Annotated in this window: 13 protein-coding genes; 3 read left to right on the top strand and 10 right to left on the bottom strand. The window is 52.9% G+C overall.

All coding sequences use genetic code 11. The annotated features are described in order from the left end of the window. The first annotated feature begins 12 nt into the window (after positions 1–12). On the top strand, positions 13–1,353 hold the full coding sequence (locus tag BUB55_RS09405) for an FISUMP domain-containing protein (RefSeq protein WP_143152997.1): 1,341 nt from the start codon (positions 13–15) through the stop codon (positions 1,351–1,353). A gap of 10 nt (positions 1,354–1,363) precedes the next feature. Here BUB55_RS09405 and BUB55_RS09410 read toward each other — a convergent pair whose 3' ends face one another. The 6 genes from BUB55_RS09410 to BUB55_RS09435 are packed head-to-tail and all read right to left on the bottom strand — an operon-like array spanning position 1,364 to position 9,353. After that, complete coding sequence (locus tag BUB55_RS09410; RefSeq protein ID WP_073190296.1) at positions 1,364–1,957, bottom strand: L-threonylcarbamoyladenylate synthase; 594 nt, start codon at positions 1,955–1,957, stop codon at positions 1,364–1,366. Continuing rightward, on the bottom strand, positions 1,958–2,350 hold the full coding sequence (locus BUB55_RS09415; protein WP_073190299.1) for a YraN family protein: 393 nt from the start codon (positions 2,348–2,350) through the stop codon (positions 1,958–1,960). It lies immediately after the preceding gene. Next, on the bottom strand, positions 2,350–3,855 hold the full coding sequence (locus tag BUB55_RS09420) for a serine/threonine protein kinase (RefSeq protein WP_073190302.1): 1,506 nt from the start codon (positions 3,853–3,855) through the stop codon (positions 2,350–2,352). Before BUB55_RS09420 ends, BUB55_RS09415 begins: the two co-directional genes overlap by 1 nt. Further along, positions 3,852–5,876, bottom strand: coding sequence for an ATP-binding cassette domain-containing protein (locus BUB55_RS09425; protein ID WP_073190304.1), 2,025 nt, complete (start codon positions 5,874–5,876; stop codon positions 3,852–3,854). The genes BUB55_RS09420 and BUB55_RS09425 overlap by 4 nt, the downstream gene beginning before the upstream one ends. 1 nt (position 5,877) lies before the next feature. Then, positions 5,878–7,074 carry a pyridoxal phosphate-dependent aminotransferase gene (locus BUB55_RS09430; protein ID WP_073190308.1) on the bottom strand — a complete coding sequence of 399 codons (1,197 nt, stop codon included), beginning with the start codon at positions 7,072–7,074 and terminating at the stop codon, positions 5,878–5,880. Further along, a complete protein-coding gene (locus BUB55_RS09435) occupies positions 7,071–9,353 on the bottom strand; it encodes an RND transporter family protein (protein ID WP_143152998.1) in 2,283 nt (760 codons plus the stop codon). The genes BUB55_RS09430 and BUB55_RS09435 overlap by 4 nt, the downstream gene beginning before the upstream one ends. 175 nt (positions 9,354–9,528) lie before the next feature. Between BUB55_RS09435 and BUB55_RS09440 the strand changes: the two genes are divergently transcribed. After that, positions 9,529–11,019 carry a BamA/TamA family outer membrane protein gene (locus BUB55_RS09440; protein WP_143152999.1) on the top strand — a complete coding sequence of 497 codons (1,491 nt, stop codon included), beginning with the start codon at positions 9,529–9,531 and terminating at the stop codon, positions 11,017–11,019. 17 nt (positions 11,020–11,036) lie between these two features. Here the strand turns inward: BUB55_RS09440 and ruvB are convergent, their stop codons facing one another. The 4 genes from ruvB to BUB55_RS09460 all read right to left on the bottom strand — a co-directional run bounded on the left by ruvB (position 11,037) and on the right by BUB55_RS09460 (position 14,366). Further along, positions 11,037–12,080: a Holliday junction branch migration DNA helicase RuvB gene (gene ruvB / locus BUB55_RS09445; protein WP_073190316.1), complete on the bottom strand. Its 1,044-nt coding sequence runs from the start codon at positions 12,078–12,080 to the stop codon at positions 11,037–11,039. Between the two features lie 3 nt (positions 12,081–12,083). Beyond that, positions 12,084–12,692: a Holliday junction branch migration protein RuvA gene (gene ruvA, locus BUB55_RS09450; protein WP_073190319.1), complete on the bottom strand. Its 609-nt coding sequence runs from the start codon at positions 12,690–12,692 to the stop codon at positions 12,084–12,086. A 174-nt stretch (positions 12,693–12,866) separates the two neighbouring features. Next, positions 12,867–13,178 carry a hypothetical protein gene (locus BUB55_RS09455; protein WP_073190322.1) on the bottom strand — a complete coding sequence of 104 codons (312 nt, stop codon included), beginning with the start codon at positions 13,176–13,178 and terminating at the stop codon, positions 12,867–12,869. Between the two features lie 54 nt (positions 13,179–13,232). After that, entirely contained in the window at positions 13,233–14,366 is a 1,134-nt protein-coding gene (locus BUB55_RS09460) for an ATP-binding protein (protein ID WP_073190325.1), read from the bottom strand. Between the two features lie 259 nt (positions 14,367–14,625). Here BUB55_RS09460 and BUB55_RS09465 point away from each other — a divergent pair, with 259 nt between their 5' ends. Further along, positions 14,626–15,675: a hypothetical protein gene (locus tag BUB55_RS09465; RefSeq protein WP_073190328.1), complete on the top strand. Its 1,050-nt coding sequence runs from the start codon at positions 14,626–14,628 to the stop codon at positions 15,673–15,675. Positions 15,676–15,746 lie beyond the last annotated feature (71 nt).

The raw sequence follows: 15,746 nt of genomic DNA on the forward strand, positions 1-15,746 counted from the left end.
GCGTACGTTTTGATGCTTTGTTCCTGCGGCGATAGTGGTTCAGGGACAAACGCCGACGAAGCTGGCAACGGTTCAAACAAGGGTGGATCGTCGAATACCGTCAATCCTTCAAATGACAATGGATCCTCGATGGCGACATTTATCGAGGACCCGCGCGACGGCAATGTTTATGCGGTCAAAAAAATCGGTGACGCCCTTTGGATGACCGAGAACCTGCGAATCAAGGACACGCTCGCTTACCCCATGGACGCGGACTCCACCAAGTGCCCGGGTGACTCGACCGAGGCCTCTTGCCAAAAAATGGGTCGCCTTTACAAGTGGATGACGGCCGTGAACAATAATCAAAGTACCGACACCAACAGCGGAATTTGCCCACCGGGCTGGAGACTCCCTAACGATAAGGATTTTTCGGCAATGGTGAGCTCCCTGGGTTCAAACGACACGTTGCTCTACAAGAAGTTCCAAAAAAACGGTTGGCTCAATGAGGAGGATAGCTCCAGCATTTACTGGAGTACCTACTATAGCGACTACATGTCGCAACCCGGGGGCTTTATAAGGCGACGTGGCCTGCATGCCATAACCGTTTTGAAAATGATTAAGGGGTATAGAAGTGTAGTCTACATGGACTATGGTTTTTTGGATGATTACGGCTATGTGCGTTGCCTGCAAAACCCTGAGGCGGACTCCATCAAGGATTACGACGACTTTCTTGCGAACAAGGCCAAAAGAACGGAATATATTAGGAGTACACTAGAGGGCGCAAAACGCTACATGAACAAGGAATTGAAATACGGTTCCTTTGTGGATGAACGCGACGGGAACGAATACTACACCATAAAAATCGGGGAACAAAAGTGGATGGCGGAGAACCTGAGGTATTTTCCCGGGGATGAATATTATAAGACCTACTGGGATTACGTTTGCTATTCGCAGTGCTCCCATGAGGATTCGGTGGACTATTACACGAATGGAGTCGCGTACGAGTCCAGTTGGGCATTCCCGCAGTCCGACACGGTCGGGCCTGTGTGCCCTTCTGGCTGGAGGATCCCCTCCAAGGACGACTGGGATGAACTGCGTATGAACGCCGATACGGACCAGGCGCTGCTGGCAACGGGGAGTCTCTGGGAATCGGCTTTGAATACGACAGGTTTTACGGCGATGCCCACTTCGAGCGACAAAACCTCCGGTGTTGACCCCTTTGCCGAAACGAGGTTCTTCACTTCGGAGCTGAGCGCTGGAGAGAACGTGGACGACGAAAATCCCAAATACAAGACGCTGTATTACTACTGGTTCGATGACGGTTTCACATACTCGGACGCCAACGCCGCCTATATCCGCTGTATCCAGGAATAAAAAGGAAGACTTAGGGCTCCAGGAGCTCGCCACGTATTATGTCGATGGATCCGCCCACGAGGCTCACAATGTTCGTCGGGTTGATTTCTATTGGCCCGCAGTCCACCATCATGTCCACTGAGTGCTGGAATGTTTTCCAGAGCTCATCGGTGTCGTAGATGTCCTCTTCGCTGAGCTTTGCCGCCGTGCTGAGGATTGGTTTGTCGAAGTGCTGGAACAGTTCCTTGAAAAAGGGATGCGTCGGCATACGGATGCCAATCTCGGGGCGTTTGACGTCAAGTTGACGGGCGATGTGCGGCACCGCGGGCAAAATGAACGTGTAGGGCCCCGGCACACGGGGCTTCATGATGTTGAAGGCGAAATTGTCGATGCGGGCGTAGGCCGTTGCCGAGCGGATGTCGGGGACAATCAAGGCCATGAAGAACTTTTTCATGGGTTTCTTGAGAGCGTAAAGCTTGTGGATCGCCTTGGGCGACTCGGCGTTGCATCCAATGGCGTAACCCGATTCGGTGGGGTAGAGGACCAGGGCGTCGTCTTCGAGGGCCGCGGCGGCGAGCTTGACGATGCGCGCCTGGGGATTTTCTGGATGGGCTTCAAAACGCATTTAGCACTCCGGGATGACCTGGCCGCCTTCAAAGGCGTTCTTGTAGTGGGCGAAGGCGAGCGGTTGCTCGTAGGCCCTTACGGCAAGTACGTCAAAACGGCTTTTTTTGTCTAGGTTCTTGATTTGCGTACAAAGGAAGTGACAGGCGGTATTCCATACCTTGCGCTGTTTTTGAGCATTCACGCGGGCGGCAGGGTTTCCTTCGCCTCTGCTCCAGACCGACTTGACTTCGACGAATACCGTGGTGTCGCCGTGCTCGGCGATTATGTCCAGTTCCCCTCCGCGGTAGGCGTAGTTGCGGGAGAGAATTTGGTAACCATTCCGCATAAGGTAGGCGGTGGCGTGGTTTTCGATGAAGTTGCCCTTGATTCTGTTTTTGCTTTTTGAAAACATTAAAGTTCCATGCCCAGTAGGCGGATTTCCGATATAGCGAAGTCCTTGTTCTCGGCTTCAAAAACGTCATCAAGGTAAATCTTGATTTCGGTAGTTTCCATGGCCTGGATGGTCGGGTACTGCATGCCCTTGATGTTCTCCAGCTTGACCCTTTGCTTGAAACCATCCTTGGTTTCGAGCGTGAGGCTCTTTGGCTTTTTAAAAATGCGGAAGCGGTCGCCAAACGGGTCGTCTACCGACTTTTGGTAACCGACTGCAAAACCGATGTTCGTCACGAGCGTATTGTTTTCGAAGTAAAGCGTGAGTACCGGATTTTGCGGCTTGGCGGGCATGGCGTTGAGCCACGCGGTCTTGAGGTCGCCATCGGTCAGGTTGTCGATGGGGTAGCCGTCGCTCTCGTCGGCCTCGATGGCGGTTGTCTCGTAGTTGCCGAGGGCTTCGCTCCATTCGATTTCGCGGACGGTGCTCTCGGGCTTGTGCGTGAGCATCAAAAGGATGAGCAACAAAATTAAAAGAGGGAACAGCGAAATGGCAAGCGCCGTAAGGCGACGGCGGATGACGCGCACATGCGAGGGCAGGCGAGTGGCTGCCTCGGCAATGGATGTGGTGCCGTGGCGCAAAAGGGAGTGGCGTTTGCCGGTAAGGCGCGGCCCCCCGTGCGTTTCGCGTTGCGGGAACACCTGATCGCAGGCGTCCAAAAACTCCTGCATGTCGTGGAAGCGTTCATTGAGTTTTTTGCGCAGGCACTTGAGGATGAGTTCCGAGAGGCCGGCGGGCATGTCGGGGCGGAACTGCTTGGGGTCGGGAGGCGGCTCCTGCACGTGCTTGAGGGCGATTTCTACGGGTCGGTTGCCATTGAAGGGGAGGCGTCCGCAGGTCATCTCGTACAGAATGACGCCCATGCTGTAGATGTCGGATTGGAAGGTCACCTCGTCGCCATGGCACTGCTCCGGGCTCATGTATTCGGGCGTGCCCATGGTCATGCCGGTCTTGGTCAGGCGATCCTTTTCCATTTCCTGGATGTACGAGATGCCAAAGTCCATGATGTACACGCGGTTGTCGCGGGTGAGCATGATGTTGGAGGGCTTGACGTCGCGGTGTACAATGCCCTTGCTGTGAGCGTAAAGAAGGCCGCGGGCGATTTGGCGGATAATGACCTCGATAGCGTCAAACGGGAGTTTGCTCCGCTTTTGCAGAACGCCCGAGAGGGTGTAGCCCTGCACGTAGGTCATGGCGATAAAAAGCTGGTTATCTTGCTTACCGAAGTCAAAAACGTGTACAATGTTTTGGTGGTCCAGTTCCTTCATGGCCTGGGCTTCCATGTAGAATCTCTGGATGGCCTCTTCGTCGGCGGCGGCATCCAAAATTTTGAACGCCACTTCGCGCTTGAGTTTTTTGTCGAGAGCCTTGTAGACATTGCCCATGCCGCCCTTTCCCAAAGGACCAATCAGTTCGTAGTTGTCGTTAAAGGAACGGGGGAATGTGTTATTTGCTTGAACTGTCATTTTGCTTTTTTAGACCGGTATAGAATTATTGCAGTGATAATATAAAAACCTAGGGCGAGGGCGGCTGCGATTGGTTTGTTGTAGATGTCGTCTGGGCGCTCCAAAAACAGGTTCAAAAGAGAGTTATGATTGTACCGCGACCAAATGACGGTCGAGAGCGCCTTGCCCACGGGGAGCATTTGGTCGAGCGGCACGAGGGCGCCTGCCAAAGCCACCTGCGGAATGATGAGGAGAGGCAAAAAGGCGTTTGCCTGGCCTGCATTTTTGCTGAGTGAGCTGACCAGGAGACCGATGCTCACGGCGGGGAGTACGGTACAGGCGAATACGGCACAGAGCATGGCGATGTCGGGATTGATGTTGAGCCGGTAGGCGACAAAGGCGTAAACGACGGCGGTTTGCAGGAATGCGGCGATGGAGGGGAGAAGCACTTTGCCGAGGAGAACCGGCGTGATTTTTTGCCCCTTGCGGAACTCGTTCCTGAATATTTCTTTTTCTTGGACGATTTCGCGTATCGAAAGCGAGAGGGCGAACCAGTTCGCGCACAGGATGAGCGCAAAGGCGACTGTCCACAGGGAACTCTGCGCACTAAAGATTTGCGAGAAGAGGAACCCGATGACGAGGGGTTGCAAAAAGAGGGCGGCGATTTTCCCTTTGTCGCGGAACCATTGCTTTAGGGTAATGCCCATGCTGTAAAAGAAGGAGCCTTTGCGGCAGACCTTGGGGAACAGGACTTCGGAGTAGACCTTGCCAAGCCCGATGTCGCTTGTGTCGGCGGATTCTTTCCAGCGGGTGGCGGTTTCGTCATTGAGTCCCGAGAGGATTGCCTCGGGGTCGGTCGTTTTAAAGTAGCGGTAGGCGCCTTGCGGGCTCCCGTAATAACCTTGGTGGCCCTGGTGCAGCACCAGCACCTTGTTTGCGATGCGGAGGGCTTCGTAGCTGTGGGTGGTGAGTATCACCGTGTGCCCGAGGAAGGCCAACTGTTTTAAGTGCGTGCAGAGGATTTTGGAGTTGTATGGGTCCAAACCCGAGAGCGGTTCGTCCAGCACGATGAGGCCGGGGGAACCCATGAGCTCTTGCGCCAGGGCGGTTCGGCGGAGCTCGCCGCCGCTGAGTGTGCAAATGCGGTTGTGGATGCGCTCGCTCAGCCCGAAAAGTTCCGTGAACTTTTCGAACCGCTCGGTCGCGGTCGCGGCGAACTCCGTGCGGTCCATCGCAATGCGGGCACCATGCAAAATGGTCTCCTGTACAGTCAGGTCCTTGCGGAGTGCCGGGTCCTGTGCCAAGAAGGCGATGCGTTCGCGAATCTCCTTTTTGCGGTAGTCGAGCCCGCCAATAATCACATCGCTGTTCTCGTTCTTGGTGTAAAGCCCTTCGAGTAGTTTTAGCAGGGTGGACTTGCCTTGCCCGGAGCGCCCGATAATCGCGAGAATCTCGCCCGCGGGGAGTTCAAAGTTGATGTCTTGCAGCAGGCGTTTTTTGCCGGCGTAAACGTCGAGATTCTTGATGCTCACGTTGAACCCGGCGGCAATTTTTGCCACGAGCAGGTTCCCGTCGCGGAAGGTGACTTCGCTTTCGCTGACGCGGACCGTTTCTCCGTTGTTCAGGTAAATCTTTTTGCCGCAAAGGATCTCGGCGCAATTGGGCTTGTCTCCGTCTTCTACAACAAGCCTTGCCTTCATGGCGCCTGCGGTTGTGTAGTCGCTTGTGAGCGTGTAGGTGTCCACATCCTGGTTCTGGTCCAGAATCAAGAGGGAAAGCTCCCCTTCGTTGAGTGTCACGCGGAGCCTGCGCACGCCAATGACGATGATGTCGCCGTCCGAGAGTTTCTTTTCGTCGATGTCCTCGTCGTTTACCTTGGTGACGCTATTGCTCGTGAGGTTCTTCAAGAACCAATCATTCCCGCGTTTTTCGAGAGTCGCGTGGTCCCTCGAGACGAACAGGTCGTTGAACCGGAGATCGCTCGATTCCCTTCGCCCAATCGAAAATGGCTTGCTGGCATCTGGGGTGATTAAGTGGAACATACTAGACCAGGTTCTTCAAGCCTCTTTTAAAGCGGTCGCATGCCTTTTGGAGCATCTCGTCGCTAGCGGCGTACGAGAAACGTACGCAGCTGTCGTCGCCAAAGGCGGCTCCCGGGACAATGGCGAGGCCCTCGCTCTCGAGCAGGTATTGGCACAGTTCAACGGACCCCCCGATGGTTTTGCCGGAGGGCGTTTTTGTACCATAAAAATCACTAACGGGGGCGAACAAGTAGAATGCCCCTTGCGGTGCGTTTGCGGGCGTCTTGAGAATCTTGGAGGCGCGTTCCAGCATGTAGTCGCGGCGTTTTTTAAAGGCGGCCCGCATGGCGTTGACGCTTTCCATGCCCATCGAAAGCGCCCCGAGGGCGGCGTACTGCGCGATGTTGCTCGGGTGGTGAGTCGCCTGCCCCTGGATTTTGCCGATGATTTTGGCGATGGGGGCGGGGGCCGCGTTGTAGCCGATTCTCCAGCCGGTCATGCAGTGCGATTTAGAAAAGCCGTTGATGACAATGGTGCGTTCTTCCATGCCTTCGAAGGCGGCGGCGCTCGTGAACTCGGTATCGTATACAAAGTATTCGTAGACTTCGTCCGAAATGCAGTAGATGTCTTCGGCGACAATGACCCGAGCGAGGGCGGCAAGTTCCTGCTTGCTGTAGACGGAACCGGTGGGGTTGCAGGGATTGTTCAGCAAAATGGCCTTGGTACGTTCGTTGCAGGCGGCCTTGAGTTGCTCGGCGGTAATCTTGAAGTCGTTCTCGCGCTTGCCCTGCACAAATACGGGCTTGCCGCCCAGCCACTTGACGAGTTCGGGGTAGGTGACCCAGTAGGGGGCGGGCACAATCACTTCGTCGCCCGGGTTCACCAGGGCCGCGAGGGAGTTGAACACGGCGTGCTTGGCACCGCTAGTCATGATGATTTGTTCGGGCTTGTAGTGGAGCCCGTTTTCGCGGGCGAGTTTTTCGCTCACAGCCTTGCGGACTTCCAGAATGCCGACGGGGGGCGTGTAGCGGGTCTTGCCTTCGTGAATCGCCTTGCAGGCGGCCTCGCAAATGGGCTTGGGCGTCGCGAAATCGGGTTCGCCCGCGCCAAGGCTCACCACGTCCTTGCCCTCGGCAATCATCTGCTTGGCGAGGGTGTCGATGGCGACCGTGAGGGAGGCTGCGATATTTTGGGTTCTTTCAGAGAGGGGGCGTGTCATTTTCTTTTTTTCTGTCTAAGTAAACGGTAATTGTCCAAGGAGCCTGCGATAAGCGGAAAAATCAGCATTTGCGATACAAAAATGCAAACGAGTCCGAGAAGGCAGATTTGTCCTATGCTGCGGAGCCCCGGGTGCGAAGAAATCAAAAGCCCATAGGTGCCAATGAGCGATGCGGTTTGGCTTACGCTCACGGTGAAAAACTTACGTTGCAATATGGTAAGCGCCGTCCCGCCCTGCTTTTCGTAGAAGGCGGTCCACAGTTGGAGGGAACCGTCGACGCTGAAGGCGAACAAGATTACAAAGGCGAGGGAGCTGTAGGCAGAGAGCCCGATTCCCATAATGCGGAGCAGGAATATGAGCCAGCCCATGGCGAACAAGGACGGCAACAAGGTGAATATGGATCGGCTGAAACGGTTGTAATACAACAGCAAAAAGAACCAGATCAAGATAAATCCCAAGGCGAGGGATTTGTCGAGGTTCTTGAGGACCAGGTCTAGGAACGAGGCTCGCAAAACCGGTGTCCCGGCGAACTTGAACGTGTGATTCTCGAATCCTTCAATTTTCATGAGGTCGCTTTGCAGGTGCCTGCAGGCAAGACCGTCGTCGGGGTCGATGTTGCTGAATATGAAGGCGAAAATGCCGGCATTGCCGCGGTTGTCGCTGAACTTGAACTTGAGATCTTCGGGAGCGTCCTCTTCGTCAAGGTCCATGTTGTAGAGGATTTCGTTAACCTTTGAAACAGAACGCAGGTTGGTGGAGTCCAGACTCTGTAAAAATTCAGGAGTGAACATTTTTTGGATGCGTTTGAGCGTCTGCTTTTTTTCGGTCTGGTTCCTGGGCGAGAACTGCGCCAGCGTGTAGATGCGGTCCAGCGTGGGGAGCTTCCCTTTGTCGTGGAATTTTTGGAAGTTTTCGAGCAAATCCTCGCCGGCAGCCTTGTCGGGGAGCATCACGATGATGGGGTCGTACTGCGGGAACCCGGTCTGGGCAATGAGGGCGTCCGCAGTGTTGCGTTCGTGCTGGATCTCGGTCTCGCTGAAGTCATAGAGGAACTTGAGGTCATACCCGCCGTATATGAAACCGACAAAGCTCACTACCGAGACGATGGCGATAAAAATCTTGTTGATGCGGTACGAGAGCAGCTTGAAGCTGTACTCCCTCTGGAAGCGGAACGAGTTGACCGTGAAAGGCTTTTTGCGCTGGAACAGCTGCAGCAGGGCGGTGGTCAGCAAAATGCCGAGGCTCCAGTTGAGGAAACTCCCTATGGCGCCCAGGATGCTCAGTTCCTGCAGGCCCTGGATGGGCACCAAATAGAGCGCGAGGTAAAGTCCCGTCATTATACAGGCGCTCGCCGCCGTGGAGGGGCCAATGCCGAGGACGGCGCTCTCGATGCTCAACTGCGGTCCCAGTTGGTTGTTGCGCTCGATAAAGTAGCGGTTCAGCACATGCGTGATGATTTGGCAGGCTTGCCCAGGCAAGAAAAGCGCCAACAGCAATGTGAAAAGGTTGATTCTCCCGTAAAGGATCCCCGCCAAGGCCAGCGTGTAGAGAATGGGGAGGGTCGCCGGCAAGGCAGAAACCAGAATGAGCTGGGGCTGCCTGTAAAAATGCACGATGAAGAGAATCAAAATGAAAAGCGCCGTCATTTTGCCTGCGAACTTCGCCTCGGGCAAAAGGGTCCTGCCGGTGAGAATGGTGTCGTAGACTTTGCCGGTATAGTAAACGCTAATGTCCTTTCGGTTTTCGAGGAATGCGTCTACGTTGGCGAGCATTTTTCGTGAGGCGTTCAGGTCAGAGAGTGGTTTACGGGGGTAGATGTCTACCACGCGAATCGTGCCGTCGGCGTTGGCGTGGCTTCGCGATATGATGCCGATGTACTTGGCTTCCAGCTTTTCAATGTCCATTTTGGTGGCGTCTGTGGTTGCCTTGGAGGGAGATCCATCCTCCTCGTCCACGTCCACAAATAGCGGGTTGTGCCGCATGGTCATATCGTGTTTGAGGTCGGTCAGGAGATCTTCGAGGGAATCCAGGTCTTCTTGCTCAATGTATAGCAGGCTGTGCTTGCGGTAAAAGTCTACATCGGTCTGGTATTCCAAAAAGTGGACCAGAGTGTCTCCTTGCAAATGGTTTGCCAGGTCCCTCGCCGTGTTGTAGTTCTTGAGGCTGTCGGGGGACTGCAGTACGACGGTAAGGCTCCCGAGTCCTCCGAAGTATTTTTCGATTTCATGGTAGTCTACAGAATTGCTTTCGTTTGCCGAAATTGCATCTTGCAGTTGCAAATCCCAATGAAGTTTGCTGATGGGAAATGCCGATAAAACCGCCAGCACGAGGCTCGTTACCAAAATGGGTAACGGGTATCGGGATAGTTTTTTGATAATTTTTGTCGCTAGCGAAAACATCAAGAACAATATAACATTAAATTTAATAGTAAATTAGGTGTGATGGCGGAATTGTATGGATCGGTTCTGTAAATTCGTTTTGGTTTTCCTCTTTGCTTTTTCGGCGGCGCTCGCCGAAGAGGTTCCCGTGGATACGACCAAGGCGGACGGGGACGCGACCGGGGCGGTAAACGAGGATGAAACAGCCTCGTCCATTGGCTGGCGTGATGTTTTGGCCTGGCCGTTTGTCCATGTGGTTCAACCGGTGTTCGGCGTTCTGGTTTACCCTGTGGCGCAGCCAATCCACTATGCATTCGACAATGGCGTCATAGAGAAGTCGGTGGACCTCATCACTTTTGGCGAGAACCGCAACATTTTGATTTACCCGGTGATGAACCTCAAACCCGGTTCATCGACGATGCTCGGTGCGAATTACCGCCATCGCAGTCTTTTGCTCTCTAGGGACTACCTGGTTTTGGAGCCGCAGTTTTTTGCCAATGGCGACTGGTATTTTTCCTTCCGCTACACCAAGCAGGGAATTCTGGGGCTTCCGCTTTACGGAGCCTTCCGTTACCAGCAATACTGGGATAGCGACGCGGTATTTGTGGTTCCCGGAACCAAAAATGCGTATGTACAGCCGGATTCCTCAATCAACCTGAGTTGGCGATTGAGTGCCCCATTGACGAGTTCCAGACACTTGAATTTGACGGGTTCCATTGGTTACCGCTTTAATGATGCCAGCTTGCCCACCAAATCGGCTGATTCCATTTTGGTAAGCGAAGAATTCCCTATTACGGCAAGGGGCCTGTACCAGCACGAATACCAGGTTCCCTTGGAACTTTCGCTTTTGTTCGACAACCTGGATTACCCGTTTGCTCCCACAAAGGGCAGTCGAATCAGTTTGAGTGGGCGCTATGTCATGGTTGGTGCGTATAGCGGCATGGACTACGATGAATACGAGTTTACGGGTGTCCATAAGAACAACATCTATGACGACGATGGGGCGAATCACAACTTCTTTAGGACGGAATTTGTTTACCAGCAGTACATTTACTTGGGCAAGGCGGGGAATTTTCACATGAGCCCAAAAGAAGCTCGTGAAAATAGACGATTTTATACGGATTTCAACTGGGATGACGCCCTCCGTATTTGGCACCCCGATAATGTGAAGACAACGTTGTTTGAAAGGCGCGTTCTGGCGTTCCAGTTCCGTATGATCAATGTTTGGGAAGTAGAGAAAGGCGAGGCTCCGTTCAATGCGTTCCCCTACGTGAATAACCGGTTCCCCATGCGTGGCTACAGCAACCAGTTCTCGAATTACCATGTGATGGGATTCAGCATGGAGTATCGTTGGCCAGTGGACCGCTTTGTGGATGGCGTGCTGTTCGATGAATACGCCTTGCATGCCCCTGAGATTGACGATTGGTCTTTTGAACGTTACTACAATTCCTGGGGCTTTGGTGTGCGCGTGCGCCGGCCTGACATGTTTTGGTTCCGCGTGCAGTTTGGCTTCCACGGTTTGCACGGCGTCAATCTTGTCATGACGATTGCCCCGGAATACCGCTAAAGCTTTTGGCGATTCCTTTAAAACAGTTCGATTTGGTCGCTCGGGTTGCCGGCGTAGTTGCGCGGGATTTCTTTGTGCAGCATGCGGTAGGCGTTTTGCGTGGCAATGCGCCCGCGTGGGGTGCGGCTCAGCAGACCCTTTTGAATCAGGTAGGGTTCATAGACTTCTTCGAGGGTGTCGGATTCTTCGCCCATGGCGGCACCGATGGTGCCGATGCCCACAGGCCCTCCGTTGAACTTGTCGATGATCATCGAGAGGATTTTGCGGTCGGTGGGGTCGAGCCCCTCGCTGTCGATGCCGAGCATGTCGAGTGTTTTGCTTGCCGCCTGGATGTCGATGACGCCCGTGCCACGGACCTGTGCCACGTCCCTGCAGCGACGTAGCACGCGATTCGCCACGCGTGGCGTACCGCGGCAGCGGCCTCCGAGAATCTTGGCGGCATCTTCGGTCAGTTCGATTCCAAGAATTTTGGCGCTGCGCATTAAAATTTTCACGATGTCGCTTTCGCCGTAAAGTTCCAGTCTGTACTGCAGTCCAAAGCGGTCACGCAGCGGTCCAGTGAGGAGGCCGCTCCTGGTCGTGGCACCGACGAGCGTAAAATGCTTTAGCGGGAGGTTCACGCTCCTGGCGGCTGGACCGGAGTCTAGCATAATGTCGAGCCTGAAGTCTTCCATGGCAGGGTAGAGGTATTCTTCGACTACGCGGTTCAAGCGGTGGATTTCGTCGATGAACAGCACATCGTTTTCTTGGAGGCTAGTGAGGAGCCCTGCCAGGTCGCTCGCCTTTTCGAGAACGGGACCACTTGTGATATGGATGTTGACGCCCATCTCCTTGGCGATAATCCCTGCGAGAGTTGTTTTGCCGAGCCCCGGAGGGCCTGCGAACAGGCAATGGTCCAGGGCGTCGCCGCGGTGGCGGGCGGCCTCGATGGCAATGGAAAGACTTTCTTTGATGTCGGCTTGGCCTGTGAACTCGCTCAGGCTGGGCGGGCGCAGGTTCTTGTCGGCGTCGTTGTCGTCAAAGGCGGTCTTTTGCGGGGATATGATTCTCTGTTCGTCCATGGTTTAAAGATACTTAAGTGCTTCGGGGATAAGTGTGGCCGCGTCGGCGGAATCACCCAGCGTTTCGGCGGCCTTTACAACGGCCTTTTCGGCGGCGGGATCCTTGACTCCCAAAGTGTGCAGGGCCAAAACAGCCTCGAGCTTTGCCCCGGTAAGCGCCCCGATGGAGGTGATGCCGCTCCCTTCGACGTTGCCGAGCCCCTGCAGCATGGTGCCCGCCTTTTCTTTAAGGGTGAGGGTCATCTGCTCGCAGGTCTTTTTGCCGAGGCCCTTGATTTTGCCGAGAGCCGCCTTGTTGTCGCTGGCAATCATGTTCAGTAAGTCTGCTGGAGTCACGCCGCTCAAAATACGCTGTGCCATTTTGGGACCGACTCCGTTCACGTCGAGGAGCATCAGGAATATGCTTTTTTCGGTGGTGTCGGCAAAGCCGAAGAGCGTCATGGAGTCTTCGCGTACCACGAGGTTGGTGTAGAGCGTGACCTCGGTTCCGGTTTCGGGCAGTTTGCCTGCAGTGTAGGCGGAAATGTTGATGCCGTAACCGACGCCACCGCATTCCACGACCACGAACGTGGGTGTTTTTTCTATTAATATTCCGCGAATCCGCTCGATCATTTGAACTCCATTAAAAAGCGTGCACTCTTGTGCTACTGCACAAATATACACTCTTTATGGGCCAATGTCAAGTCATTTTATACGGTTCCGTTGCCATAGCAAAAAATGTCGGTTTCGTAAGCCCCTCCGAAGCTGTTTATTCACTACGGAATTGCAGAATTTAGGCTATTTTGGTCATTTTTGGTTTCCGCAGCGTTCTTGCAACCATACAGTCTGGTGTGACAGAGCCGAGGTCAAAACCGCAGCAGAACCGCAGTTTTTCGGAAATAACCACGCAGCTATATAAAAAGGCTTGACAGAGCCACTGATGGTGATTCGGCTACTATAGGTAACCGAGCCATCCCCCGCAAAGATGACCGTGACATCTTCCCAAGTTGTAGCATCGCTAATGGTCTGATTTTCGGCATCAATAATTACCGTCCTAGCCCACGCACTCGACGCAAGTGCGGCAAAGAGTAATATCGCAAGAAATTTGAAACTTTTCATATCATCTCTAATTTAGGAAAAAAACATACATCGATTTCTTTTGGACGGGAGGCATTACCCCACCCATTCTGCAATATTCTCCGGCGTAATAGTTTCCACCTCGGCTTCAGGGTATCGATTGGTAAACGCCTTGGTGACGCGGCTTTTCTTTTTGGGGTTCCACTTGAATTCGAACGCCTTGATTTTTGAGCCGCAGACTTCGAGGTAATCGACTTCCATCTGGTCGGTTGTCCGCCAAAAATAAGGGAGTCCATCTGCGCGGTTGTAGGCGTTCCTTTTCATGCGTTCACTGATGGCGTAGTTTTCCCAAAGTGCCCCGATATCGTTCCTTTGCGGCACGGGCGTAAAATCGTTCAGTACGGCATTGCGGATTCCGTTATCCCAGAAGTAATACTTTACGCCTTTCTTGATTTCGTTGCGCAAGTTGTTCGAATACGATGTCAGCGGGAAAATGATAAACGCCTGCTCCAATATTTTCAGATACGATTCCACAAGAGTTCGTGATACACCGATGAGTCCGGCCAATTCGTTGTAAGAGACTTCGCTGCCCACCTGCAGGGCCACCGCTCGCAGCAATTTTTCAAGCACCGCTGGTTTTCGAATTCCTTCGTACTGCATCAAATCTCGATACAGGTAGCTGTCCGCAAGCATCTTGAGCGTTTCTTTGACGCCGTCCTCATTTGTCACGACTTCAGGGTAGCTCCCGTAAACAAGGCGCAGCTCCAATTTTTTTGATTCTTCCAAAAATCCAAAGTGCTTAGCAAGTTCCGCATAACTCAACGGAAACAACCTGTATTCAAATTTGCGCCCAGTCAAGGGTTCTTCCACGGAATTTGCCAAGGTGAACGAACTTGACCCGGTAATCACCACTTGAACATCGTCGCGGGAATCTACAAGCAGCTTTACCGCACGCCCCAGGTTCTGAATCTTTTGACCTTCGTCGATAAAAACAACCTTCTTTTCGCCCATCAACTGAGTCCAGCGACTGGCCGTCACCGTATCAAAATAATGGACATCCAAATCATCGTCGCCATTCAAAAATACGGGCGAAACAGCCATTTCTCGCAGCAGTTCCTTGATAAGGGTCGTCTTGCCGCTCTGCCTCGGACCGTAAACAACGATAACCTTACCCTTAAAAAACTTGCGGGAAACATCCTCTGCGATAATTCTTGAAATTTTGCCGTTCATGGTTTAAATATACTTCATTCTTGACAAAAAGTCAATATTCTGTATTTACAAACGCATAAAAACTAGATATTTTGCATTTACAAGTACAAAAACACGAAATATTGTCAAAAACATCGACTTTCTTGGTTATTTCGCTGACGAACTTGATGAATTTGACCGGATTACACCCCTATAATAATCTGTATGCAGTTTTTAACATTTGTAAAAAAACAGTCACATTTTATCTATTTTTGCGATATCATTTTTCGTTGGATAGAATATGAAAAGTTTCAAATTTCTTGCGATGTTACTCTTAACCGCTCTTGTATCAAGTGCATGGGCAACAAACAAGACTCTTTCCGGCAGCGAGAGCTATGAGGCACAGAACGGTGACGTGCTGACAGGTTTGACATCAGGCACGGTGACGATTGCCAACGGAGCAAAGATTACGCTAAGCGATGTTACCATCAGCGGCGGCATCGTATGCTCTGGAACAGCGGAGATTACCCTCGTCGGCACGAACAGCGTGAGTGGAGCAACAAATATGGCGGGCATTCAGGTCGGCGGTTCAGGCACTACGCTCACCATCAAGGGCAACGGCTCGCTGAATGCAACAGGCGGAAGTGATGCAGCTGGTATCGGTCTGAACCGTGCGTGGGATGTGGACGCTACGGGTGGCGATATTGTCATCGAGGGCGGAAACATCACGGCAACCGGCCATGACATGGGTGCTGGTATTGGTACAGGCGTGAGCTATGGTAACGGAACAGACAATACGGCTACAATCGGAAACATCACCATCAAGGGCGGAACGGTAACCGCAATAGGAGGAACAAATCAATACTTTCCAGGCAGCGGTATCGGAAAAGGTGGTGCTTATTCCTATGGCAACACAGTTGTCGGTACTATCACCATTTACGATGACATCGACATGGTTGACGCATCGAGCATCAGCGAGAGCATCGTCTATATGCATGAAACAACCGATGTGACCGAAAGCAAGGCCGACTACTTCACCATCGGCGAGGACGGTAATCGCAGACTTATTGTACAGAAACCAGTGATTGCTGATATTCCCGACCAGACCTACACAGGCAGCGAAATCACCCCCGAGCCGCTCGTCATAGCCGGCTCGCTCAACCTCACCAAAGGCACGGACTATGTATATTCCTACACAAATAATACGAATGCTGGCACGGCGACGGTAAGAGCCACCTTCAAAGGCACCTATGCATCGCTGGGCTATGTGGAGAAGACATTTAGAATTATTAAACTCCTCACCCATTCTGATATCACCATCGCGGCCCGAATTTGTCCCTTTTTTAGTTGAAAATCCAGGTCTCCAACTGGTGTAAATCTAGGCTATTAGCGCTTCATTGTCAAGTAGTTTCATGCTCTTTT

Origin of the sequence: Fibrobacter sp. UWP2 (assembly GCF_900141705.1) — a bacterium.
GTDB lineage: Bacteria > Fibrobacterota > Fibrobacteria > Fibrobacterales > Fibrobacteraceae > Fibrobacter.